The following is a 24,281-nucleotide window of genomic DNA, read 5'->3' as shown; positions in this document are numbered from 1 at the left end:
GCCCCCACCGCCGGAGGCAGACCCACTCGGCCCCTCCCGAACGGCGATATCCGGCCACCGCTCTTACGCTCGGTTCATGTCAGAGGTGTACGCGGCCCGCCGAACCCGGCTAAGGGAGCGCTGCAACGCGGGCGGCAGCGCGGCGGCGCTGGTGACTCGTCCCGCCAATGTGCGGTACCTCGCGGGCGTGGCCCCGCAGGGCGCCGTCCTGCTCCTCGGAAAGCGCGAGGACCTTCTGGTGTGCCTGAGCCCACCGGACGACCGGCCCCACGAAGGGCGTCCCGACGATGCGCTGGGGGTGCAGGTCCTGCCCCAGCCCGGCGGCGACCCGGCCGTGGCCGCCGCCGATCTCGCCCAGTCGCAGGGCGCCGAGTCGCTCGCCGTCGAGGAGCACCACCTCACCGTGGCCCGCCACCGCGCCCTCGCCTCGGTGGCCCCCCGGCTCCGCCTCGCCGACCTGGGCACTGCGGTCGAACAGCTGAGAATCGTCAAGGACGAGGAGGAGATCTCCTGTCTGAGAATCGGCGCCGAGATCGCCGACCAGGCCCTCGGCGAACTCCTGGAGTCCATCCTCGTGGGCCGCACGGAGCGGCATCTGGCGCTGGAGCTGGAGCGGCGGCTGGTCGACCACGGCGCCGACGGCCCCGCCTTCGCGACGTCCGTGGCCACCGGTCCGAACTCGGGCCGCCGCGGTCACCGCCCCACGGACCGGCGCGTGGAGGAGGGCGACTTCCTCTCCGTGTGCCTGGGCGCGGCGTACCGGGGCTACCGCTGCGAGATCGGCCGGACGTTCGTGATCGGCACCTCCCCGGCGGACTGGCAGATCCAGCTCTACGACCTCGTCTTCGCCGCTCAGCGGGCCGGCCGGGAGGCGCTGGCGCCCGGTGCCGCCTACCGGGACGTGGACCGCGCGGCACGTCAGGTCCTGGACTGCGCCGGGTTCACCGAGGGCCTGCAGCCGCTCACCGGGCACGGTGTCGGGCTCGAAATCGACGAGGACCCGCAGTTGGCCCCCGCGGCCATGGGTAAACTGGACGCTTGCGTGCCGGTCACCGTCGAACCGGGGGTCCACCTCCCGGGCCGGGGCGGTGTCCGGATCGATGACACGCTCGTCGTACGCCCCGAGGCGGACGGCGGACCCGAGCTACTCACCATCACGACCAAGGAGCTGCTCGCCCTCTAGGCAGGTGCGTGCCCCGGGGTCGTCCACGTCAGTCCAGGAGATTCCGCAACCGTGGCTTCCACGAACGACCTCAAGAACGGCATGGTGCTCAAGCTCGAAGGCGGCCAGCTCTGGTCCGTCGTCGAGTTCCAGCACGTCAAGCCCGGCAAGGGCCCCGCCTTCGTGCGCACCAAGCTCAAGAACGTGCTCTCCGGCAAGGTCGTCGACAAGACCTTCAACGCCGGTGTCAAGGTCGAGACGGCCACCGTCGACAAGCGGGACATGCAGTTCTCGTACAAGGACGGCGAGTACTTCGTCTTCATGGACATGGAGACGTACGACCAGCTGCACATCGACCCCAAGGCCGTCGGTGACGCCGCCAACTTCCTGATCGAGGGCTTCACGGCCGTCGTCGCCCAGCACGAGGGCGAGGTGCTCTTCGTCGAGCTCCCGGCCGCCGTCGAGCTGACCATCGCCGAGACCGAGCCGGGTGTCCAGGGCGACCGCTCCACCGGTGGCACCAAGCCCGCCACCCTGGAGACCGGTCACCAGATCCAGGTCCCGCTCTTCATCACCACCGGTGAGAAGATCAAGGTCGACACCCGCACGAGCGACTACCTCGGCCGGGTGAACAGCTAACCGTGGCTGCCCGCAACACGGCCCGCAAGCGTGCCTTCCAGATCCTCTTCGAGGGCGACCAGCGCGGCGCCGACGTCCTGACCGTGCTCGCGGACTGGATCCGGCACGCCCGCAGCGACACCCGGCAGCCGCCGGTGAGCGAGTACACGATGCAGCTGGTCGAGGGCTACGCCGGGCACGCGACCCGCATCGACGAGCTGATCGCGCAGTACGCGGTCGGCTGGACGCTGGACCGTATGCCGGTCGTCGACCGGAACATCCTGCGGCTCGGTGCCTACGAGCTGATCTGGGTCGACGAGACCCCGGACGCCGTCGTGCTGGACGAGATGGTGCAGCTGGCGAAGGAGTTCTCCACGGACGAGTCGCCCTCGTTCGTCAACGGCCTGCTCGGCCGGCTGAAGGACCTCAAGCCCTCGCTGCGCCGCGACGCCGGCGACCAGGTGTAACAGGCGCAGACACGCCGGAGGGCCCGTAGCGACACCGCTGCGGGCCCTCCGGCGTGTGCGCGTCCCGGAAGTCCTCCTGGTCCCCTTCAGGCCCGCAGAAGGCCGCCGGGGTGGCCGGAACGGTGTTGTTCCGGCCACCCCGGCGGCACGTTTCTGCTGAAGTTCCCGAGGCCTGTCGAGACCGACGGGGCTCAGCCCTCCTCGTGGGACGCCACCGCGCGGCGCGCGTCCGCGTCGAGCACGCCCCAGCTGATCAGCTGCTCGGTCAGGACGGAGGGCGACTGGTCGTAGATGACGGCGAGTGTGCGCAGGTCGTCCTGGCGGATCGAGAGGACCTTGCCGTTGTAGTCACCGCGCTGGGACTGGATCGTCGCCGCGTACCGCTGCAGCGGGCCCGCCTTCTCGGCCGGCACCGTGGCCAGCCGCTCCAGGTCCAGGACCAGCTTCGGCGGGGGCTCGGCGGCACCGCCCGGGGTGGTGCCCGGCAGCAGTTCCTGCACGGGGACCCCGTAGAAGTCCGCCAGCTCGGCGAGGCGCTGCACGGTCACGGCGCGGTCGCCGCGCTCGTACGAGCCGACCACGACCGCCTTCCAGCGTCCCTGGCTCTTCTCCTCGACACCGTGGAGGGAAAGGCCCTGCTGGGTGCGGATCGCCCGGAGCTTGGCCCCGAGCTGTTTGGCGTATTCGCTGGACATATGGCTCCCCGGACACTGTGTCGACGCGGCCGGCGATGTTTCCGTCCGCGCGGCTGGTAACTCACTGTGAGGTTACGCAGCGTTACACTGCCGCGTCAAGCCGAATGGTCCGCCCCGCCTCTTCCGTGGTATCGGCAGCCGGTTACGCCGATGGGGTGACGCGGGGGCGGTACGGGAGTGACGGGGGTGTGATCGGAGCGCCTGCGGCACCTGCTACCGTTGATGGCGCAAATCCGACGTCCTTTAAGGTCCGTCCCGTGAGGCGGAGAAGGAGGTCCGTTTCGTATGGACAAGCAGGACACGAACGCGCAGGCGTCCGCCGCGCGGCCCGTTCTCGAAGGCCCCGACATCGCGCGGGTGCTGACCCGCATCGCCCACGAGATCGTCGAGCGCGCCAAGGGCGCCGACGACGTGGTGCTCCTCGGCATCCCCACCCGGGGCGTCTTCCTCGCCCAGCGGCTCGCCGCCAAGCTCGAGCAGATCACCGAGTGCAAGGTCCACTGCGGCTCCCTCGACATCACCATGTACCGCGACGACCTGCGCATGCACCCGCCGCGTGCGCTGGCCCGCACCGAGATCCCCGGTGACGGCATCGACGGCAGGCTGGTCGTCCTCGTCGACGACGTGCTCTTCTCCGGCCGCACCATCCGCGCCGCACTCGACGCGCTGAACGACATCGGGCGCCCCCGCGCCGTGCAGCTCGCCGTCCTCGTCGACCGGGGCCACCGCGAACTGCCCATCCGCGCCGACTACGTCGGCAAGAACCTCCCCACGTCGCTGCGGGAGACGGTCAAGGTCCAGCTCGCCGAGGAGGACGGTCGCGACACCGTGCTGCTCGGCGCGCAGCCGGCCGGCTCGGGCCGGCAGCACTAGCGCACGCGCGCGTACGCACCGCCGTACGCCCCGCGCGTGTGCCCTCGTGCGCGCCAGTGCCTTCCGGGGCCGTGACACAGGCGGCTGCCGCCGCGTGCCCCAGACCCCCGCTTCCTGAATGAACTGCCTTACGGAGCCTGACAGATGCAGCGTCATCTCATCTCGGCCGCCGACCTCACCCGCGACGACGCCGTCCTGATCCTCGACACCGCCGAGGAGATGGCCCGGGTCGCCGACCGGCCGATCAAGAAACTGCCGACCCTGCGCGGCCGCACCGTCGTGAACCTCTTCTTCGAGGACTCCACGCGGACCCGGATCTCCTTCGAGGCCGCCGAGAAGCGCCTCTCCGCGGACGTCATCAACTTCACCGCCAAGGGCTCGTCGGTGTCCAAGGGCGAGTCCCTGAAGGACACCGCCCAGACCCTGGAGGCGATGGGCGTCGACGCCGTGGTCATCCGGCACAGCGCGTCCGGAGCCCCCTACCGCCTGGCCACCTCCGGCTGGATCGACGCCGTCGTCATCAACGCCGGCGACGGCACGCACCAGCACCCCACCCAGGCCCTGCTCGACGCCTTCACCATGCGCCGCCGGCTGATCGGCCGGGACGCGGGCCTCGGTAAGGACCTCGGCGGCAAGCGGATCACCGTCGTCGGCGACGTCCTGCACAGCCGGGTCGCGCGCTCCAACGTCGACCTGCTGCACACCCTCGGCGCCGACGTCACCCTCGTCGCCCCGCCCACCCTGTTGCCGGTCGGTGTCGAGTCCTGGCCCTGCGAGGTCTCCTACGACCTCGACGCCACGCTGCCCAAGTCGGACGCGGTGATGATGCTGCGCGTCCAGCGCGAGCGCATGAACGCCGCCTTCTTCCCGACCGAGCGCGAGTACTCCCGGCGCTACGGTCTCGACGGCGACCGCATGGCGAAGATGCCCGAGCACGCCGTCGTGATGCACCCCGGACCGATGGTCCGCGGCATGGAGATCACCGCCGAGGTCGCCGACTCCGAGCGCTGCACCGTCGTCGAGCAGGTCGCCAACGGCGTCTCCATCCGGATGGCCGTGCTGTACCTCCTGCTCGGTGGCAACGAGCCCGCCGTCACCCACACCCGGACCACTGAGGAGAAGTAACACCCATGAGCAAGATCCTGATCCGTGGTGCGAAGGTGCTCGGCGGCGAGCCGCAGGACGTGCTGATCGACGGCGAGACGATCGCCGAGGTGGGCCCCGGTCTGTCCGCCGAGGGTGCCGAGGTCGTCGAGGCCGACGGCAAGGTGCTCCTGCCGGGCCTGGTCGACCTGCACACCCATCTGCGCGAGCCGGGCCGTGAGGACTCCGAGACGGTCCTGACCGGCACCCGCGCGGCGGCCTCCGGCGGTTACACGGCCGTGTTCGCCATGGCCAACACCTTCCCCGTGGCCGACACCGCCGGTGTCGTCGAGCAGGTCTACCGGCTCGGCCGGGAGCACGGCTACTGCGACGTGCAGCCCATCGGGGCCGTCACCGTCGGCCTGGAGGGCAGGAAGCTCGCCGAACTCGGCGCCATGCACGAGTCGGCCGCCGGCGTCACCGTCTTCTCCGACGACGGCAAGTGCGTGGACGACGCGGTGATCATGCGCCGGGCGCTGGAGTACGTGAAGGCCTTCGGCGGGGTCGTCGCCCAGCACGCGCAGGAGCCGCGGCTGACCGAGGGCGCCCAGATGAACGAGGGCGTCGTCTCCGCCGAGCTGGGCCTCGGCGGCTGGCCGGCCGTCGCCGAGGAGTCGATCATCGCCCGCGACGTCCTCCTCGCCGAGCACGTCGGCTCCCGCGTCCACATCTGCCACCTGTCGACCGCCGGATCCGTCGAGATCGTCCGCTGGGCCAAGTCCCGCGGCATCGACGTCACCGCCGAGGTCACCCCGCACCACCTCCTGCTCACCGACGAGCTGGTGCGCACCTACAACCCGGTCTACAAGGTCAACCCGCCGCTGCGTACCGAGCGGGACGTGCACGCCCTGCGTGAGGCGCTCGCCGACGGCACGATCGACATCGTCGCCACGGACCACGCCCCGCACCCGCACGAGGACAAGGACTGCGAGTGGGCGGCGGCCGCCATGGGCATGGTCGGCCTGGAGACCGCGCTGTCGGTGGTCCAGGAAACCATGGTCGACACCGGGCTGCTGGACTGGGCGGGCGTCGCCGACCGCATGTCCTTCGAGCCGGCCCGGATCGGGCGCGCCACCGGCCACGGCCGCCCCGTCTCGGCAGGCGAGCCCGCCAACCTCACCCTGGTCGACACGGCATACCGTGGGCAGGTGGACCCCGCGGGCTTCGCCTCGCGCAGCCGCAACACCCCGTACGAGGGACGCGAGCTGCCGGGCCGTGTCACCCACACGTGGCTCCGGGGCAAGGCCACGCTCGTCGACGGGAAGCTCACGTGACACCTGCAACACAGCTCGCAGCCGGACTCGCCACCGCACTGGCCTCCGAGAAGAAGTCGGCCGAGGTGACCGACTGGGCCGGCCGCATCGGCTGGCTCGTGGGCCTCGCCCTCTTCGTGGTCCTGGTCTACTGGCTGATGCGCGAGGGCTGGAAATGGCGCGGCACCCTGCAGAGCGATCTGCCGGAGCTGCCCAGCGCGCCGGACGAGCCCGGCACGGCGAGACTGACGACGACCGGCCGCTACCACGGCTCCACCACCGCCGGTCAGTGGCTGGACCGCATCGTGGCGCACGGCCTGGGCACCCGCAGCCGGGCCGAGCTCACCCTCACGGACGCGGGCCTGGACGTCCGGCGCCCCGGGGCGGCCGACTTCTTCGTCCCGGCCGCACAGCTGCGCGGGGCCCGGCTCGACAAGGGCATCGCCGGCAAGGTCCTCACCGAGGGCGGCCTGCTGGTGGTGACCTGGGCGCACGGCGAGCGGCTGATCGACTCCGGCTTCCGCTCCGACCGGGCGGCCGAGCACACCGAGTGGGTCGAGGCCATCAACTCCATGACCGAAACGAAGACCGAAACAAGCACCACGGAAGGCGCCGAACGATGACCACCTCCACCAGGGGAACTTCAAGGGTTCCCGCCGTACTCGTCCTGGAGGACGGCCGGATCTTCCGCGGCCGTGCCTACGGGGCCGTGGGGGAGACGTTCGGCGAGGCCGTGTTCTCCACCGGCATGACCGGCTACCAGGAGACCCTCACCGACCCCTCGTACCACCGCCAGGTCGTCGTCATGACGGCCCCGCACGTCGGCAACACCGGCGTCAACGACGAGGACCCCGAGTCGCAGCGGATCTGGGTCTCCGGCTACGTCGTGCGCGACCCCGCGCGCGTGCCGTCCAACTGGCGCTCCAGGCGCTCCCTGGACGAGGAGCTCGCCGCGCAGGGCGTCGTCGGCATCAGCGGCATCGACACCCGCGCGCTCACCCGCCACCTGCGCGAGCGCGGCGCCATGCGCGTCGGCATCTTCAGCGGGGACGCCATCCAGGACGAGGCCGCGCTGCTGGCCCGCGTCCAGGAGGCGCCCGAGATGGTGGGCGCCGACCTCTCCGCGGAGGTCGCCACGAAGGAGGCGTACGTCGTCCCCGCCGTCGGCGACAAGAAGTTCACCGTCGCCGCCGTCGACCTCGGCATCAAGGGCATGACCCCGCACCGCATGGCCGAGCGCGGCATCGAGGTGCACGTGCTCCCCGCCACGGCCACGATCGACGACGTGTACGCCGTCGAGCCCGACGGCGTGTTCTTCTCCAACGGGCCGGGCGACCCGGCCACCGCCGACCACCCCGTTTCCGTGATGCAGGGCGTCCTGGAGCGCGGCACGCCGCTGTTCGGCATCTGCTTCGGCAACCAGATCCTGGGCCGCGCGCTCGGCTTCGGCACCTACAAGCTGAAGTACGGCCACCGCGGGATCAACCAGCCCGTGCAGGACCGTACGACCGGCAAGGTCGAGGTCACCGCGCACAACCACGGCTTCGCCGTGGACGCCCCGACCGACCAGGTCTCCGACACCCCCTTCGGCCGTGTCGAGGTCTCCCACGTCTGCCTCAACGACGACGTGGTGGAGGGCCTGCACCTCCTCGACAAGCCGGCCTTCAGCGTCCAGTACCACCCCGAAGCGGCCGCCGGCCCGCACGACGCCGCCTACCTGTTCGACCGCTTCGTCTCCCTGATGGAGGGCCAGCGTGCCTAAGCGCACCGATATCCAGTCCGTCCTGGTCATCGGCTCCGGCCCGATCGTCATCGGCCAGGCCGCCGAGTTCGACTACTCCGGCACCCAGGCGTGCCGCGTCCTGAAGTCCGAGGGCCTTCGCGTCGTCCTCGTGAACTCCAACCCGGCGACGATCATGACCGACCCGGAGATCGCCGACGCCACCTACGTCGAGCCGATCACCCCTGAGCTCGTCGAGAAGATCATCGCCAAGGAGCGCCCCGACGCGCTGCTGCCCACCCTCGGCGGCCAGACGGCCCTCAACACGGCCATCAAGCTGCACGAGAACGGCGTCCTGGAGAAGTACGGCGTCGAGCTGATCGGCGCCAACGTCGAGGCCATCCACAAGGGGGAAGACCGCGACCAGTTCAAGGACGTCGTGGAGGCCGTCCGCCAGAAGATCGGCCACGGCGAGTCCGCCCGCTCGGTGATCTGCCACACCATGGACGAGGTCCTGGCCGGCGTCGACGAGCTCGGCGGCTACCCGGTCGTGGTCCGCCCGTCCTTCACCATGGGCGGCGCCGGCTCCGGCTTCGCCCACGACGAGGAGGAGCTGCGCCGCATCGCGGGCACCGGCCTCACGCTCTCCCCGACCACCGAGGTGCTCCTGGAGGAGTCCATCCTCGGCTGGAAGGAGTACGAGCTGGAGCTGATGCGTGACAAGCACGACAACGTCGTGGTCGTCTGCTCCATCGAGAACTTCGACCCGATGGGCGTGCACACCGGTGACTCGATCACCGTGGCCCCGGCGATGACGCTCACCGACCGCGAGTACCAGATCCTGCGCGACATCGGCATCGCCGTCATCCGCGAGGTCGGCGTCGACACCGGCGGCTGCAACATCCAGTTCGCGGTGAACCCCGAGGACGGTCGCGTGATCGTCATCGAGATGAACCCGCGTGTCTCGCGCTCCTCGGCCCTGGCCTCCAAGGCGACCGGCTTCCCGATCGCCAAGATCGCCGCCAAGCTGGCCGTCGGCTACACCCTCGACGAGATCCCGAACGACATCACGCGGGAGACCCCGGCCTCCTTCGAGCCGACCCTGGACTACGTGGTCGTCAAGGCGCCCCGGTTCGCCTTCGAGAAGTTCCCGCAGGCCGACTCCACGCTGACCACCACCATGAAGTCGGTCGGCGAGGCCATGGCCATCGGCCGCAACTTCACCGAGGCCTTCCAGAAGGCGCTGCGCTCCCTGGAGAAGAAGGGCAGCCAGTTCACGTTCGTCGGCGACCCCGGCGACAAGGACACGCTGCTGCGCGAGGCCGTGCGGCCCACCGACGGCCGGATCAACACGGTCATGGGGGCGATCCGCGCGGGCGCCACGCCCGAGGAGGTCTTCGAGGCCACGAAGATCGACCCGTGGTTCGTCGACCAGCTCTTCCTGATCAAGGAGATCGCGGACGAGCTGGCCGAGGCGGCGGAGCTCACCTCCGACCTGCTGGCCGAGGCCAAGCGGCACGGCTTCTCGGACCAGCAGATCGGCGAGATCCGCGGCCTGCGCGAGGACGTGGTCCGCGAGGTCCGGCACGCCCTCGGCATCCGCCCGGTCTACAAGACGGTCGACACCTGCGCCGCCGAGTTCGCCGCCAGGACGCCGTACTTCTACTCGTCCTACGACGAGGAGACCGAGGTCGCGCCCCGGTCCAAGCCCGCGGTGATCATCCTGGGCTCCGGCCCCAACCGCATCGGCCAGGGCATCGAGTTCGACTACTCCTGCGTCCACGCCTCCTTCGCCCTCAGCGACGCCGGGTACGAGACCGTGATGGTCAACTGCAACCCGGAGACCGTCTCCACCGACTACGACACCTCCGACCGGCTGTACTTCGAGCCGCTCACCCTGGAGGACGTCCTGGAGATCGTCCACGCGGAGCGGCAGGCCGGCCCGATCGCCGGTGTCGTCGTCCAGCTGGGCGGCCAGACCCCGTTGGGCCTCGCGCAGGCGCTGAAGGACAACGGCGTGCCGATCGTCGGCACCTCCCCCGAGGCGATCCACGCGGCGGAGGACCGCGGCGCCTTCGGGCAGGTCCTGGCGGAGGCGGGCCTGCCCGCCCCCAAGCACGGCACCGCCACCACCTTCGCCCAGGCCAAGACGATCGCCGACGAGATCGGATACCCGGTCCTCGTCCGGCCGTCCTACGTCCTCGGCGGGCGGGGCATGGAGATCGTGTACGACGAGGCGCGCCTGGAGGCGTACATCGCCGAGTCGACCGAGATCAGCCCCTCCCGGCCAGTGCTGGTCGACCGGTTCCTGGACGACGCCATAGAGATCGACGTCGACGCCCTCTACGACGGCGAGGAGCTGTACCTGGGCGGCGTCATGGAGCACATCGAGGAGGCCGGCATCCATTCCGGCGACTCGGCGTGCGCCCTGCCGCCGATCACGCTGGGCGGCTTCGACATCAAGCGCCTGCGGGCCTCCACCGAGGCCATCGCGCGCGGTGTCGGGGTGCGCGGTCTGATCAACATCCAGTTCGCGCTGGCCGGCGACATCCTCTACGTCCTGGAGGCCAACCCGCGCGCCTCCCGCACGGTCCCCTTCACATCCAAGGCGACCGCGGTGCCGCTGGCCAAGGCCGCCGCCCGCATCTCCCTGGGCGCGACGGTCGCCGAGCTGCGCGAGGAGGGCCTGCTGCCGAAGAACGGCGACGGCGGCACCATGCCTCTGGACGCGCCGATCTCCGTCAAGGAGGCGGTCATGCCGTGGTCGCGGTTCCGGGACATCCACGGCCGCGGCGTCGACACCGTCCTCGGTCCGGAGATGCGCTCCACCGGCGAGGTCATGGGCATCGACTCCGTCTTCGGCACGGCCTACGCCAAGTCGCAGGCGGGCGCCTACGGGCCGCTGCCCACCAAGGGCCGCGCGTTCATCTCGGTCGCCAACCGGGACAAGCGCTCGATGATCTTCCCGGCCCGCGAGCTGGTCGCCCACGGCTTCGAACTGCTCGCCACCTCCGGCACCGCCGAGGTGCTCAAGCGCAACGGCATCAACGCCACGATCGTGCGCAAGCAGTCCGAGGGCACCGGGCCGAACGGCGAGAAGACCATCGTCCAGCTCATCCACGACGGCGAGGTCGACCTCATCGTCAACACCCCGTACGGCACCGGCGGCCGCCTCGACGGCTACGACATCCGTACGGCTGCCGTGGCGCGGTCCGTGCCGTGCCTGACGACGGTCCAGGCGCTCGCCGCGGCGGTCCAGGGCATCGACGCCCTCAACCACGGCGACGTGGGCGTCCGCTCGCTCCAGGAACACGCGGAATTCCTGACCGCGGCCCGCGACTAGCAGCCCCGAGGGGGACACCGGAAACGGTGTCCCCCTCTTCGTGAGGACACAAGAGATGTACAAGCTTTTCTTCCGTCTGGTCTTCCATCGGATGGACCCGGAACAGGCCCACCACCTGGCCTTCCGCTGGATCCGTCTCGCCGTGCGCGTCCCTGTGCTGCGCACGTTCGTCGCGGCCGCGCTCGCCCCCCGCCACAAGGAGCTGCGCACCGAGGCCCTCGGGCTGCGCATGCACGGCCCCTTCGGACTCGCGGCCGGCTTCGACAAGAACGCCGTCGCCATCGACGGCATGTCCATGCTGGGCTTCGACCACGTCGAGATCGGCACCGTCACCGGGGAGCCGCAGCCCGGCAACCCCAGGAAGCGGCTGTTCCGGCTCGTCGCGGACCGCGCGCTCATCAACCGCATGGGCTTCAACAACGACGGCTCGCTGGCCGTCGCCGCACGCCTGGCCTCGCGCACGCCCGTCTTCAGGACCGTGGTCGGCGTCAACATCGGCAAGACCAAGGTCGTCCCGGAGGAGGAGGCCGTCGCCGACTACGTGAAGTCCGCCGAGCGCCTCGCCCCGTACGCCGACTACCTGGTCGTCAACGTCTCCTCGCCGAACACGCCCGGTCTGCGCAACCTGCAGGCCACCGAGGCGCTGCGCCCGCTGCTGAGCGCCGTGCGCGAGGCCGCCGACCGGGTCGTGCCCGGACGCCGGGTGCCGCTGCTGGTGAAGATCGCGCCCGACCTCGCCGACGAGGACGTCGACGCCGTCGCCGACCTCGCCGTGGAACTCGGCCTGGACGGCATCATCGCCACGAACACCACCATCGCGCGCGAGGGACTCGGTCTGCGGTCCGACCCGGCCCTGGTCAAGGAGACCGGCGGGCTGTCCGGCGCGCCGCTCAAGGAACGCTCCCTCCAGGTGCTGCGCCGCCTCTACGCGCGCGTGGGAGACCGCATCACCCTCGTCGGCGTGGGCGGCATCGAGAACGCCGAGGACGCCTGGCAGCGCATCCTGGCCGGCGCCACGCTGGTCCAGGGCTACAGCGCCTTCATCTACGAGGGGCCCTTGTGGGGTCGCGCGATCCACAAGGGGCTCGCCGCACGCCTGCGCAACAGCCCGTACGCCACCCTCGCCGACGCGGTCGGCGCCGATGTGAAGAAGGCAGGGAAGACGGCATGAGCCCGACGGAGCCCTTCGGCGCGCGGCTGCGCCACGCCATGGACGAGCGCGGCCCGCTGTGCGTCGGCATCGACCCGCACGCGTCCCTGCTCGCCGAGTGGGACCTGAACGACGACGTGGCCGGTCTGGAGCGGTTCAGCCGCACGGTCGTGGAGGCGGTGGCCGACCGGGTGGCCGTCCTGAAGCCGCAGAGCGCCTTCTTCGAGCGCTTCGGCTCCCGGGGCGTCGCCGTCCTGGAGAAGTCGGTCGAGGAGGCACGGGCGGCCGGGGCGCTGGTCGTCATGGACGCCAAGCGCGGCGACATCGGCTCGACCATGGCCGCCTACGCCGAGTCCTTCCTGCACAAGGACGCGCCGCTGTTCTCGGACGCGCTCACCGTATCGCCCTACCTCGGCTACGGCGCGCTCGGCCCCGCGGTCGAGCTGGCGCGGGAGAACGGCGCGGGCCTGTTCGTGCTGGCGCTGACCTCCAACCCGGAGGGCGGCGAGGTGCAGCACGCCCTCCGGCCAGACGGCCGCAACGTCGGCGCGACCATGCTCGCGCACCTCGCGCGGGAGAACACGCGGCAGAGCCCGATGGGCTCCTTCGGCGCGGTGGTGGGTGCCACGCTCGGCGACCTGTCGTCGTACGACCTGGACATCAACGGACCGCTCCTGGCGCCCGGGATCGGCGCGCAGGGCGCGACCCCGGCCGATCTTCCCGCGGTCTTCGGTCCGGTGGTGCGCAACGTGGTTCCGAACGTCAGCCGGGGTGTTCTGCGTCACGGTCCCGACGTCGTCGCTCTGCGTGACGCGGCGCAACGTTTCGCCGACGAGATCCGGGCCGCGGTGGCCGGCGGCTGAGTCCTCGGGAGGGCGGTTCGGGGCCGCTGGAGTCTGGATACATTCTCAAATCCGAGGCAATATGTCCTAAATGTCCGTCCTGGCTGAGGCTGACCAGGACTTTTCCGCTGTTCTCGCTGACTCTGGCGCCCTTGACCGCTAGTCTCCGTCGAGTGGGGGTGCCTCCCACGCCCTCAAGGCAGTGGGGGAGAGCGGGCAAGCGTGTTGCTCGTGGCTCCCCAGGTGTGGGGCGACTAGGTTCCTCACCGGTCCGTATCCGACAGTTCGACATCCGAGGTGACGTAGGCGTGGCTCTTCCGCCCCTTACCCCTGAACAGCGCGCAGCCGCGCTCGAAAAGGCCGCCGCGGCTCGCCGGGAGCGGGCCGAGGTCAAGAATCGACTCAAGCACTCCGGCGCCTCCCTGCACGAGGTCATCAAGCAGGGCCAGGAGAACGACGTCATCGGCAAGATGAAGGTGTCCGCCCTTCTTGAGTCCCTGCCGGGCGTGGGCAAGGTCCGCGCCAAGCAGATCATGGAGCGACTCGGCATCTCCGAGAGCCGTCGAGTACGCGGCCTCGGTTCCAACCAGATCGCTTCCCTGGAGCGTGAGTTCGGCAGCACCGGCTCCTGAACCCCGGCCTGTCGGGAAGGGAGTCCCGGGCACACCGGGATTGCTGGAATAATCGCTGCATGGCTGTAACACCCCGGGGGACGTCCCCCGTCCCTCCGGACGCACGTCCGCGGCTGACCGTGCTCTCCGGCCCCTCAGGGGTCGGCAAGAGCACGGTCGTCGCCCATATGCGCAAGGAACACCCCGAGGTCTGGCTCTCGGTGTCGGCGACGACCCGCAAGCCGCGCCCCGGCGAGCAGCACGGCGTCCACTACTTCTTCGTCACCGACGACGAGATGGACAAACTGATCGCCAACGGCGAGCTGCTGGAATGGGCCGAGTTCGCCGGCAACCGCTACGGCACGCCTCGTGCCGCCGTGCTGGACCGCCTGGAGGCGGGCGAGCCGGTCCTGCTGGAGATCGACCTCCAGGGTGCCCGGCAGGTCCGCGAGTCCATGCCGGAGGCCCAGCTGGTGTTCCTCGCTCCGCCCTCCTGGGAGGAGCTCGTGCGCAGACTCACCGGCCGGGGGACCGAGCCGCCCGAAGTGATCGAGCGCCGGCTTCAGGCCGCCAAGGTCGAGCTCGCGGCCGAGCCGGAGTTCGACGAGACCCTGGTCAACACCTCCGTCGAGGACGTGGCGCGCGAGCTGCTAGCCTTGACGGACGTTGTGTGATCGTGACGGTCACCGTGGTGATCGCACCGACTGAATCTTTCCCACCCATCGGAAGGTAGAGCGTGTCCTCTTCCATCTCCGCGCCCGAGGGCATCATCAACCCGCCGATCGACGAGCTCCTCGAGGCCACCGACTCGAAGTACAGCCTCGTGATCTACGCGGCCAAGCGTGCCCGCCAGATCAACGCGTACTACTCGCAGCTCGGCGAGGGCCTCCTCGAGTACGTCGGTCCGCTCGTCGACACCCACGTCCACGAGAAGCCGCTCTCCATCGCGCTGCGCGAGATCAACGCGGGTCTGCTGACCTCCGAGGCCGTCGACGGTCCGGGCCAGTAAGCAGCCGCAGTAAGTCATATCTGCGGATCGCAGTAGGTTTTATCCACAGGCCCGGCAGCGCGACTGCCGGGCCTGTGGTCTGCTCGGGGGGCGGGGGACGTTCCCCCGCGATGGTGCAGCATGGACGCGTGCGCCCCACCGGGCGCAGCGGAGCCGAGACCGGGAGAGACGGTGGACAAGCCCAAGGTCGTTCTGGGGGTCAGCGGCGGCATCGCCGCATACAAGGCGTGCGAGCTGCTGCGCCGGCTGACCGAGTCCGGACACGACGTACGTGTCGTCCCCACCGCCTCCGCGCTGCACTTCGTCGGCGCCGCCACCTGGTCCGCCCTGTCCGGCAACCCCGTCGCCACCGAGGTCTGGGACGACGTCCACGAGGTGCCGCACGTCCGCATCGGCCAGCACGCCGACCTGGTGGTGGTGGCCCCGGCGACGGCCGACATGCTCGCCAGGGCCGCCCACGGCCTCGCCGACGACCTGCTGACCAACACCCTGCTCACCGCCCGCTGCCCGGTGGTCTTCGCCCCGGCCATGCACACCGAGATGTGGGAGCACCCGGCCACCCAGGAGAACGTGGCGACGCTGCGCCGCCGCGGCGCCGTCGTCATCGAACCGGCCGTCGGCCGGCTGACCGGCGTCGACACCGGCAAGGGCCGCCTGCCCGACCCGGTGGAGATCTTCGAGGTCTGCCGGCGCGTCCTGGCCCGCGGGGTGACCGACCCCGACCTCGCCGGCCGGCACGTCGTCGTCAGCGCCGGCGGCACCCGCGAACCCCTGGACCCCGTCCGCTTCCTCGGCAACCGCTCCTCCGGCAAGCAGGGCTACGCCCTGGCCCGCACGGCGGCGGCCCGGGGCGCCCGGGTCACGCTGATCGCGGCCAACACCAGCCTGCCCGACCCGGCGGGCGTGGACGTCGTCCCGGTGGAGACGGCCGTGCAGCTGCGCGAGTCGGTGCTGAAGGCGGCCGCGGACGCCGACGCGGTGGTCATGGCCGCCGCCGTCGCCGACTTCCGCCCCGCCACCTACGCGACCGGGAAGATCAAGAAGAAGGACGACCAGGAACCGGAGCCCATCGCCCTGGTGCGCAATCCGGACATCCTCGCGGAGGTGTCGGCCGACCGGGCGCGCCCCGGACAGGTGATCGTGGGCTTCGCCGCCGAGACCGACGACGTCCTCGCCAACGGTCGCAAGAAGCTGGCGCGCAAGGGCTGCGACCTCCTCGTGGTCAACGAGGTGGGGGAGCGCAAGACCTTCGGCGCGGAGGAGAACGAGGCCGTGGTGCTGGCCGCCGACGGCACCGAGACCGCCGTCCCGCACGGGCCGAAGGAGGCCCTGGCCGAGACCGTGTGGGACCTGGTGGTGGCACGGCTGGGCTGAAACACCCTGCTCGGCCGGTTCACCCGGACCCCGTACTCTGGCCGCTGTGCTCTGTTCAAGGTCGCCGGGCATTGGGCACAATGCCCGTGCCGCAGGCCACAGCACTCCCGAGAGGCGAGACGGGTGGGCCGGTGGCCGAGCGCGACCGATAAACTGTTTTCCGGACGGCGCCGGGCGCAGCTCCCGTGCCGTCCACCAATGATCAGCCAGCAGCCGCTGCAACCCCAGGGAGCGTTGTGTCCCGTCGCCTGTTCACTTCGGAGTCCGTGACCGAGGGTCACCCCGACAAGATCGCTGACCAGATCAGCGACACCATTCTCGACGCGCTCCTGCGCGAGGACCCGACCTCCCGGGTCGCCGTGGAGACGTTGATCACCACCGGCCTGGTGCACGTGGCCGGCGAGGTCACGACCAAGACCTACGCGGACATCGCGACCCTGGTCCGCAACAAGATCCTCGAGATCGGTTACGACTCCTCCAAGAAGGGCTTCGACGGCGCTTCCTGCGGTGTGTCCGTGTCCATCGGCGCGCAGTCCCCGGACATCGCGCAGGGTGTCGACGCGGCGTACGAGGCCAGGGTCGAGGGCGACGACGACGAGCTGGACCGGCAGGGCGCCGGCGACCAGGGCCTGATGTTCGGCTACGCCTCCGACGAGACGCCGACGCTGATGCCGCTGCCGATCTTCCTCGCCCACCGGCTGTCCAAGCGCCTGTCGGACGTCCGGAAGAACGGCACGATCCCCTACCTGCGCCCGGACGGCAAGACGCAGGTCACCATCGAGTACGACGGCGACAAGGCGGTCCGCCTGGACACGGTCGTCGTCTCCTCGCAGCACGCCTCCGACATCGACCTGGAGTCGCTGCTCGCCCCCGACATCCGTGAGTTCGTCGTCGAGCCGGAGCTCAAGGCGCTCCTGGAGGACGGCATCAAGCTGGACACCGAGGGCTACCGCCTGCTGGTCAACCCCACCGGGCGGTTCGAGATCGGCGGCCCCATGGGCGACGCCGGGCTGACCGGCCGGAAGATCATCATCGACACCTACGGCGGCATGGCCCGCCACGGTGGCGGCGCCTTCTCCGGCAAGGACCCGTCCAAGGTCGACCGCAGCGCCGCGTACGCGATGCGCTGGGTGGCGAAGAACGTCGTCGCCGCCGGTCTGGCCTCCCGCTGCGAGGTCCAGGTCGCGTATGCGATCGGCAAGGCCGAGCCGGTCGGCCTGTTCGTGGAGACCTTCGGCACCCACAAGATCGAGCCCGAGAAGATCGAGAAGGCGATCGACCAGGTCTTCGACCTGCGTCCGGCCGCCATCATCCGCGACCTCGACCTGCTCCGCCCCATCTACGCCCAGACCGCCGCGTACGGCCACTTCGGCCGCGAGCTGCCCGACTTCACCTGGGAGCGCACGGACCGCGTGGACGCCCTGCGGCAGGCCGTCGGCCTGTAGGCGGCGGGCCCACGAGGCCGGTTTCGAGGCGAGGCCCGGTTCCCCTGCGGGAACCGGGCCTCGCTCGTCGCCCGCGAGTGCGCGGAGTGCGCGCACGCGGCCGAGCGCACGGGGCCCCTGCGGAGATCCGATTTTCCGTCGCGGCCGGGCGGCCCGCCCCCTAGGGTTGTGATCTCCCGGTGCGAGGGCTGCGGTTCCTTCGGTGGAGTGCGTCCTCGGACGTGCGGTGAAACTGGTGCGTCCCCCGAACCGCCGCCGGCCTGATCTCGGGAGACTCGACAGCGTTGGACCGGTCCGTCGGGCGGTGCCGCGATCCGGCCTGTCGGCAGACGCCGCGATCCGGCACGTCGGCGCTCACCGTGATCCGGTCCGTCGGTCGGCGTCACGATCCGGTTCGCCGGCAGGTGCCGAGGTCCGGCCCCGTCGGTCGGTGCCGCGCCTCGGTCCCTGGGCAGGCGCCGCGGGCGCGACGGCCGGTACCGCGGATCGGTGCGGCGCAAGCGGAGCACTGGGCCACTCCCGTGGCAGACGGGATCCCGGGCGCACGTCGCTTGTCAGTCCCGTTTGGTAAGAATGCAAGCGTGAGCAGCGAGAACGGGCCGGACAACGGCGGAGCCGAGGCGGCGCCGCCGGAGCAGCTCGCGCTCATCCGGGAGAGCGTGCGCAAGGCCAAGGAGCCGCGCGCCAAGCCCCGCACCTGGCGGGGAGCCGCCCTCGCCGCGGCACGGCCCGTGGCGCGGGTGCTCGTCGACAAGGGCGTACTCCACCTCGACCGGTACTTCGACTACGCCGTGCCCGCCGAGCTGGACGCGGACGCCCAGCCGGGCGTGCGGGTGCGTGTGCGGTTCGGCGCCGGACGGCACCGGGTGCGGGAAGGCCGGCGCGAGGGCGGCGGACTCATCGACGGATTCCTGATCGAGCGCCGTGACGAGTCCGACTACTCCGGGCCGCTGGCCGCGCTCGCCCAGGTCGTGTCGCCCGAGCCGGTGCTGAGCGAGGAACTGCTGGGGCTGGCCAGAGCGGTCGCCGACCGGTACGCCGGCAGCCTCGCCGACGTGCTGCAACTGGCCGTGCCGCCCCGCAGCGCACGGGCCGAGCGGCAGCCGTCGCCCCCTCCGCTGCCGCCGCCCCCCGTCCCGGACGCCGGGCCCTGGGCCCGCTACGAGCACGGAGCACCCTTCATCGCCTCGCTGGCCGCCGGGGGTGCCCCCAGGGCCGTCTGGAACACCCTGCCGGGGCCGCTGTGGAGCGAGGAGCTGGCCCGGGCCGTCGCCGCGACGCTCGCCTCGGGGCGGGGCGCGCTCGTCGTCGTACCGGACGGACGGGCCGCGGCCCGGGTGGACGCCGCGCTGACCTCCCTGCTCGGCGAGGGACGGCACGCGCTGCTCACCGCCGACGCGGGCCCCGAGCAGCGGTACCGGCAGTGGCTGTCGGTGAGCAGGGGGTCCGTACGGGCCGTCGTCGGCACCCGGGCCGCCATGTTCGCGCCGGTGCGGGACCTCGGACTGGTCGCCCTCTGGGACGACGGCGACGACAGCCACAGCGAGCAGCACGCACCGCAACCCCATGCGCGGGAGGTGCTGCTGCTGCGCGCCGCCCTGGACAAGTGCGGCTTCCTCCTCGGCGGCTGGAGCTGCACCGTGGAGGCCGCGCAGCTCGTCGAGAGCGGCTGGGCCCGGCCCCTGGTCGCCGCACGCGAACAGGTACGGCGGGCGGCCCCGCTGGTGCGCACCGTGGGCGACGCGGATCTCGCGCGGGACGAGGCGGCACGGGCCGCGCGTCTGCCCTCGCTGGCCTGGCAGGCGGCCAGGGAGGGACTGCGGCACGGCCCGGTGCTGGTGCAGGTCCCCCGGCGGGGCTACGTCCCGCGGATGGCCTGCGCCCAGTGCCGGGCGCCCGCGCGCTGCCGGCACTGCGCCGGCCCCCTGCAGGGGCATGACGCGGGGCTGCTCCGCTGCGGGTGGTGCGGGCGTGAGGAGTCCGCCTGGCACTGCCCGGAGTGCGGCTCGTTCCGGCTGCGGGCCCAGGTCGTCGGGGCCCGGCGGACCGCCGAGGAGCTCGGGCGGGCCTTCCCGGCCGTGCCGGTGCGCACCTCCGGGCGCGAGCACGTGCTGGACACGGTGCCGGCGACGCCCGCGCTGGTCGTGAGCACGCCGGGCGCCGAGCCGGTCGCCGAGGGCGGATACGCGGCGGCCCTGCTCCTGGACGGCTGGGCCATGCTGGGCCGGCCCGACCTGCGGGCGGGCGAGGACGCGCTGCGCCGGTGGGTCGGGGCCGCCGCGCTCGTCCGGGCGCAGGAGGCGGGCGGCACGGTGGTCGTGGTCGCGGAGCCGACGCTGCGGCCCGTGCAGGCTCTGGTGCGCTGGGATCCCGTCGGGCACGCGGTGCGCGAGCGCGCCGAGCGGGCCGAACTCGGGTTCCCCCCGGTCTCCCGGATGGCGGCCGTGACGGGCCCGCCGGCGGCGGTCGCGGACTTCCTCGGCGCGGTCGAACTGCCGTGCGAGGCAGAGGTGTTGGGGCCGGTTCCGCTGCCGGTCACCCCGCCCGGACGGCCCCGGCGGTCGGGTGCGCCGCCACCCGGGGAGCAGTGGGACCGGGCGCTGGTCCGCGTCCCGCCCGGCCGTGGGGCGGCGCTCGCCGCTGCCCTGAAGGCCGCTCAGGCGGCACGGACGGCCCGCGGGGACGGCGAGCCGGTGTGGGTCCGGATCGACCCGGCGGACATCGGGTGACGGGTCCGCACGGCGGGGGGTGACGGGCCTGCCGGTCATCGGCTGACGGGCCTGTCGGTCATCGGGTGTCAGGACCGCCGGACGCCGGTGACGGGCCTTCAGGCCGTCGGCCGGCCCGGTGCGTCGCCGGTAGCTGGGGGAGGCGTACGGGCCAGCCCTCCCGGACCCGGCCGGGAGGGCGTGGCGATGAGCGGTCGTCAGCTGTCGCGCGGCTAGGCAGTCGCGGGGCTCAGCCGTTGCGCGGGCCGGGAAACGCGGTCGGCCGCACGTCGTCACGCAGCGACGGACTGCCCGCCGTCGGCTGGGTCGGCATGGAACGGGCCGCGGGCACCGCCGGCACCGCGGAGAGACCGGTGCCGACGTTGACCGTGCGGCTGCCCGAGGGCTCCGCGCCCGGCTCCGTCTCCGCGGCCGCCTGCGCGGCGGCGCGGCGCGCGCCGTAACGACGGTGGACCGCCTGCTTGGTGACACCGAGCGCGGAGCCCACCGCGTCCCACGAGAAGCCGAGTGAGCGGTCGAAGTCCACGGCGGCCGTGACCAGGGTCTCGACACTGTCCCGCAACTCCTGCGCGAGGCGGACCGTCGGGGCGGGGGCGCGTCCGTAGACGACGAAGCCCGTGGAGGGACCGGAGCGGCGCGGACGGTAGACGTTGCCCAACTGGGCGGTGAGCGTGCGCAGCGCGTCCACCTGCCGACGGACCCGCTCGATGTCCCGCACCAGCAAGTGCAGGCTCGCCCGGGCCTGGGCGTCGTGGGTTGCATGGTCGGCCATGAACAAGCCTCTCGAACCGGCGTTGCTAGGAATCGAGCCGCGCGAGCGCGGCCCCTGGTGGTCAACTCTGTGGTCAACTCTGTCTTGACCAACGCGCTTTAGCTCCGCTGGTCACGGTGTGGGGGCGTAAGGGCATATGCGTACGCCCCCACGGCCTGCCGCACCGCTCGCCCGTCACGGCTCTCCGTGCATGGTCATAGACTTGTGCGCTGCCCGCCCAGCCACCCCGACCGAGAGGCCGCACCCGCCCATGAAGCTCGTCTTCGCCGGTACCCCCGAGGTCGCCGTTCCCGCCCTGGATGCTCTGCTCGCCGCCGGGCGGCACGAGGTGGCGGCCGTCGTCACGCGCCCCGACGCCCCCGCCGGGCGCGGGCGCCGGCTGGTCGCGAGCCCGGTCGCGGAGCGGGCCGAGGAGGCGGGCATCGAGGTGCTCAAGCCGGAGCGGCCGCGTGACGCGGAGTTCCTGGAGCGGCTGACGGACATCGCCCCGGACTGCTGCCCGGTCGTCGCCTATGGCGCCCTGTTGCCCAGGGCCGCCCTGGACATCCCCGCGCACGGCTGGGTCAATCTGCACTTCTCCCTGCTGCCCGCCTGGCGGGGCGCGGCGCCCGTGCAGCACAGCCTCATGGCGGGCGACGAGATCACCGGTGCCTCCACCTTCCTCATCGAGGAGGGCCTGGACTCCGGCCCGGTCTACGGCACCGTCACGGAGCGGATCCGGCCCACCGACACCAGCGGCGACCTGCTCACCCGGCTCGCCCTGGCCGGCGCCGGACTGCTCGTCGCGACCATGGACGGCATCGAGGACGGCACCCTGAAGGCCGTGCCGCAGCCGGCCGACGGCGTCACCCTCGCCCCGAAGATCACCGTCGAGGACGCCAGGGTCGACTGGAGCGCCCCCGCCCTGCGCGTCGACCGGGTGGTGCGCGGCTGTACCCCGGCCCCGGGCGCCTGGACCACGTTCCGCGGCGAGCGGCTCAAGCTGATCCAGGTCGCCCTCGCGCCGCAGCGGACCGACCTCGCCCCCGGCGCGCTCGCCGTCGGCAAGAACAACGTCCACGTCGGCACCGGCTCCCACGCCGTCGAGCTGCTGTGGGTGCAGGCCCAGGGCAAGAAGCCGATGCGGGCCGCGGACTGGGCGCGCGGCGTGCGCATCGCCGAGGGCGAGACCCTCGGGGGCTGACCGGCGCCGGCTGCGGGGACGTAGGCTGGTCGGACAGCGCAGCCGGGCCGCGGCCGGCACGCCCAGCGCATCCGTACGCGGCGCCCCCAGACATCCGGAGCACCTTTTTCGTGAGCGACACCCCCCGTCGGCCCCGCAAGCCCGCCAAGCCCTACCGCCGGCCCCAGAAGGACCCCGTCCGCATCCTCGCCTTCGAAGCGCTGCGCGCCGTGGACGAGCGGGACGCGTACGCCAACCTCGTCCTGCCGCCGCTGCTGCGCAAGGCACGCGAGAAGGAGGGACCCGAAAGGTTCGACGGGCGGGACGCCGCCCTCGCCACTGAGCTGGTGTACGGCACGCTGCGCCGGCAGGGGACGTACGACGCGATCCTCGCCGCGTGCGTGGACCGGCCGCTCAGGGAGGTCGACCCGCCCGTCCTCGACGTGCTCAGCCTCGGCGCCCACCAGCTGCTCGGGACCCGCATCCCGAGCCACGCCGCCGTGTCCGCCACCGTCGAGCTGGCCCGGGTGGTGCTCGGCGACGGGCGGGCCAAGTTCGTCAACGCCGTGCTGCGCAAGGTCGCGCGGGACGACCTCGACGGGTGGCTGGAGAAGGTCGCCCCGCCCTACGACGAGGACCCCGAGGACCACCTCGCCGTCGTCCACTCCCACCCCCGCTGGGTCGTCTCCGCCCTGTGGGACTCCCTCGGCGGCCCCCGCGCCGGCATCGAGGACCTGCTCGAGGCCGACAACGAGCGGCCCGAGGTCACCTTGGTGGCCCGGCCGGGCCGGGCCACCACCGAGGAGCTGCTGCGCGAGGAGGCCGCGGTGCCGGGCCGCTGGTCGCCGTACGCCGTGCGGCTCACCGAGGGCGGCGAGCCGGGTGCCGTGGACGCCGTGCGGGAGGGCCGCGCGGGCGTGCAGGACGAGGGCAGCCAGCTCGTGGCGCTCGCCCTGGCCGGCGCACCGCTCGACGGCCCCGACCGCATGTGGCTGGACGGCTGCGCCGGCCCCGGCGGCAAGGCGGCCCTGCTCGCCGCCCTCGCCGCCGAGCGCGGGGCCGTGCTGCTGGCCTCCGAGAAGCAGCCGCACCGGGCCGGACTGGTGGCCAAGGCGCTCGCCGGCAATCCCGGCCCGTACCAGGTCGTCGCCGCCGACGGGACGCGTCCCGCCTGGCGCCCCGGCAGCTTCGACCGCGTCCTCGTCGACGTGCCGTGCACCGGGCTCGGCGCCCTGCGCCGGCGACCCGAGGCGCGGTGGCGGCGCCGCCCGGAGGACCTGGACGGCTTCGCCCCGCTCCAGCGCGGTCTGCTGCGCACGGCCCTGGAGTCGGTCCGCGTCGGCGGCGTCGTCGGCTATGCCACCTGCTCGCCCCACCTCGCCGAGACCCGCGCGGTCGTCGCCGACGTGCTCAAGCAGTTCCCCGAGGCCGACCTGATCGACGCGCGCCCCCTCCTGCCGGGTGTCCCGGCGCTCGGCGACGGCCCCGACGTACAGCTGTGGCCGCACCTGCACGGGACCGACGCCATGTATCTGGCGCTGATCCGCAGAACCGGCTGAAACGCCGCCGGGTGCAGGCCCTCGACATCACCGACCAGGTCTCGTTCCACCACGGCACTGTCGTTTCGCGGCGGTTGTGCTCCCGTGCGCGACGTCTGTCCGGGTCTCACGCCGCGGGCACGGGTGAGGCCACCGGCTCCGCGGCCGCCGCGCCTGCCGAGGGTCGAGTGAGCTGCGGGGGTGTCTGCCCGAAGCCCGGCCGCTGATCGTCGACTGCGCCGACTTCGGGGTGCCCCGGTGCCTGCACGCGGCTCGGGCCGCGACGCCGTGCCCGCACATGGGGTGGTCCGCGGGGCGGACGGCGAGTCGGCCCAGCGGGGGAGAGGGATGCGCCTGGGGGTTGACGAGGAGGGG

General features: G+C 72.1%; 21 protein-coding genes. 19 read left to right on the top strand and 2 right to left on the bottom strand.

The window, feature by feature from the left end; genetic code table 11:
* Positions 1-76: 76 nt before the first annotated feature.
* Genes BZY54_RS29060 through nusB form a run of 3 tightly spaced genes read left to right on the top strand, consistent with a single transcriptional unit; the run spans position 77 to position 2,247 of the window.
* Entirely contained in the window at positions 77-1,183 is a 1,107-nt protein-coding gene (locus BZY54_RS29060) for an aminopeptidase P family protein (protein ID WP_086728310.1), read from the top strand.
* 51 nt (positions 1,184-1,234) lie between these two features.
* On the top strand, positions 1,235-1,801 hold the full coding sequence (efp, locus tag BZY54_RS29055; RefSeq protein ID WP_086728309.1) for an elongation factor P: 567 nt from the start codon (positions 1,235-1,237) through the stop codon (positions 1,799-1,801).
* Between the two features lie 2 nt (positions 1,802-1,803).
* On the top strand, positions 1,804-2,247 hold the full coding sequence (gene nusB / locus BZY54_RS29050; protein ID WP_086728308.1) for a transcription antitermination factor NusB: 444 nt from the start codon (positions 1,804-1,806) through the stop codon (positions 2,245-2,247).
* Between the two features lie 191 nt (positions 2,248-2,438).
* Here nusB and bldD read toward each other — a convergent pair whose 3' ends face one another.
* The gene (gene bldD / locus BZY54_RS29045; protein WP_030166512.1) at positions 2,439-2,942 is read right to left on the bottom strand and encodes a transcriptional regulator BldD; all 504 of its coding nucleotides are present in this window, start codon (positions 2,940-2,942) and stop codon (positions 2,439-2,441) included.
* 285 nt (positions 2,943-3,227) lie between these two features.
* Between bldD and pyrR the strand changes: the two genes are divergently transcribed.
* The 14 genes from pyrR to BZY54_RS28975 all read left to right on the top strand — a co-directional run bounded on the left by pyrR (position 3,228) and on the right by BZY54_RS28975 (position 20,434).
* Entirely contained in the window at positions 3,228-3,815 is a 588-nt protein-coding gene (gene pyrR / locus BZY54_RS29040) for a bifunctional pyr operon transcriptional regulator/uracil phosphoribosyltransferase PyrR (RefSeq protein ID WP_086728307.1), read from the top strand.
* A 144-nt stretch (positions 3,816-3,959) separates the two neighbouring features.
* On the top strand, positions 3,960-4,940 hold the full coding sequence (locus BZY54_RS29035; protein ID WP_086728306.1) for an aspartate carbamoyltransferase catalytic subunit: 981 nt from the start codon (positions 3,960-3,962) through the stop codon (positions 4,938-4,940).
* A gap of 5 nt (positions 4,941-4,945) precedes the next feature.
* On the top strand, positions 4,946-6,232 hold the full coding sequence (locus BZY54_RS29030; RefSeq protein ID WP_086728305.1) for a dihydroorotase: 1,287 nt from the start codon (positions 4,946-4,948) through the stop codon (positions 6,230-6,232).
* A complete protein-coding gene (locus BZY54_RS29025; protein ID WP_086728304.1) occupies positions 6,229-6,834 on the top strand; it encodes a PH-like domain-containing protein in 606 nt (201 codons plus the stop codon). Before BZY54_RS29030 ends, BZY54_RS29025 begins: the two co-directional genes overlap by 4 nt.
* The gene (gene carA / locus BZY54_RS29020; RefSeq protein ID WP_086728303.1) at positions 6,831-7,973 is read left to right on the top strand and encodes a glutamine-hydrolyzing carbamoyl-phosphate synthase small subunit; all 1,143 of its coding nucleotides are present in this window, start codon (positions 6,831-6,833) and stop codon (positions 7,971-7,973) included. Before BZY54_RS29025 ends, carA begins: the two co-directional genes overlap by 4 nt.
* Positions 7,966-11,274 carry a carbamoyl-phosphate synthase large subunit gene (carB, locus tag BZY54_RS29015; RefSeq protein ID WP_086728302.1) on the top strand — a complete coding sequence of 1,103 codons (3,309 nt, stop codon included), beginning with the start codon at positions 7,966-7,968 and terminating at the stop codon, positions 11,272-11,274. The genes carA and carB overlap by 8 nt, the downstream gene beginning before the upstream one ends.
* A 55-nt stretch (positions 11,275-11,329) precedes the next feature.
* Complete coding sequence (locus tag BZY54_RS29010) at positions 11,330-12,445, top strand: quinone-dependent dihydroorotate dehydrogenase (protein WP_086728301.1); 1,116 nt, start codon at positions 11,330-11,332, stop codon at positions 12,443-12,445.
* The gene (pyrF, locus tag BZY54_RS29005; RefSeq protein ID WP_086728300.1) at positions 12,442-13,287 is read left to right on the top strand and encodes an orotidine-5'-phosphate decarboxylase; all 846 of its coding nucleotides are present in this window, start codon (positions 12,442-12,444) and stop codon (positions 13,285-13,287) included. Before BZY54_RS29010 ends, pyrF begins: the two co-directional genes overlap by 4 nt.
* Positions 13,288-13,574: 287 nt before the next feature.
* The gene (locus BZY54_RS29000) at positions 13,575-13,898 is read left to right on the top strand and encodes an integration host factor (protein WP_003977346.1); all 324 of its coding nucleotides are present in this window, start codon (positions 13,575-13,577) and stop codon (positions 13,896-13,898) included.
* A 59-nt stretch (positions 13,899-13,957) separates the two neighbouring features.
* Positions 13,958-14,551, top strand: a complete 594-nt coding sequence (gene gmk / locus BZY54_RS28995; RefSeq protein ID WP_086728299.1) for a guanylate kinase — start codon at positions 13,958-13,960, stop codon at positions 14,549-14,551.
* A gap of 62 nt (positions 14,552-14,613) precedes the next feature.
* The gene (rpoZ, locus tag BZY54_RS28990; RefSeq protein ID WP_086728298.1) at positions 14,614-14,886 is read left to right on the top strand and encodes a DNA-directed RNA polymerase subunit omega; all 273 of its coding nucleotides are present in this window, start codon (positions 14,614-14,616) and stop codon (positions 14,884-14,886) included.
* A 171-nt stretch (positions 14,887-15,057) separates the two neighbouring features.
* On the top strand, positions 15,058-16,260 hold the full coding sequence (gene coaBC, locus BZY54_RS28985; protein ID WP_107419845.1) for a bifunctional phosphopantothenoylcysteine decarboxylase/phosphopantothenate--cysteine ligase CoaBC: 1,203 nt from the start codon (positions 15,058-15,060) through the stop codon (positions 16,258-16,260).
* Positions 16,261-16,496: 236 nt separating this feature from the next.
* Complete coding sequence (gene metK / locus BZY54_RS28980) at positions 16,497-17,705, top strand: methionine adenosyltransferase (RefSeq protein WP_086728296.1); 1,209 nt, start codon at positions 16,497-16,499, stop codon at positions 17,703-17,705.
* Between the two features lie 581 nt (positions 17,706-18,286).
* A complete protein-coding gene (locus tag BZY54_RS28975; protein ID WP_086728295.1) occupies positions 18,287-20,434 on the top strand; it encodes a primosomal protein N' in 2,148 nt (715 codons plus the stop codon).
* A 229-nt stretch (positions 20,435-20,663) separates the two neighbouring features.
* Here BZY54_RS28975 and BZY54_RS28970 read toward each other — a convergent pair whose 3' ends face one another.
* Positions 20,664-21,206, bottom strand: a complete 543-nt coding sequence (locus BZY54_RS28970) for a hypothetical protein (RefSeq protein ID WP_086728294.1) — start codon at positions 21,204-21,206, stop codon at positions 20,664-20,666.
* A 250-nt stretch (positions 21,207-21,456) separates the two neighbouring features.
* Here BZY54_RS28970 and fmt point away from each other — a divergent pair, with 250 nt between their 5' ends.
* Positions 21,457-22,389, top strand: a complete 933-nt coding sequence (fmt, locus tag BZY54_RS28965; RefSeq protein WP_086728293.1) for a methionyl-tRNA formyltransferase — start codon at positions 21,457-21,459, stop codon at positions 22,387-22,389.
* A gap of 110 nt (positions 22,390-22,499) precedes the next feature.
* The gene (locus BZY54_RS28960; RefSeq protein ID WP_086728292.1) at positions 22,500-23,927 is read left to right on the top strand and encodes an RsmB/NOP family class I SAM-dependent RNA methyltransferase; all 1,428 of its coding nucleotides are present in this window, start codon (positions 22,500-22,502) and stop codon (positions 23,925-23,927) included.
* The last annotated feature ends 354 nt before the right edge of the window (positions 23,928-24,281 follow it).

It is taken from the genome of Streptomyces carpinensis (assembly GCF_002154505.1).
GTDB lineage: Bacteria > Actinomycetota > Actinomycetes > Streptomycetales > Streptomycetaceae > Streptomyces > Streptomyces carpinensis.
The sequence above is the reverse complement of the archived record's forward strand: the minus strand, read 5'-3'. Positions and strand labels throughout refer to the sequence as shown.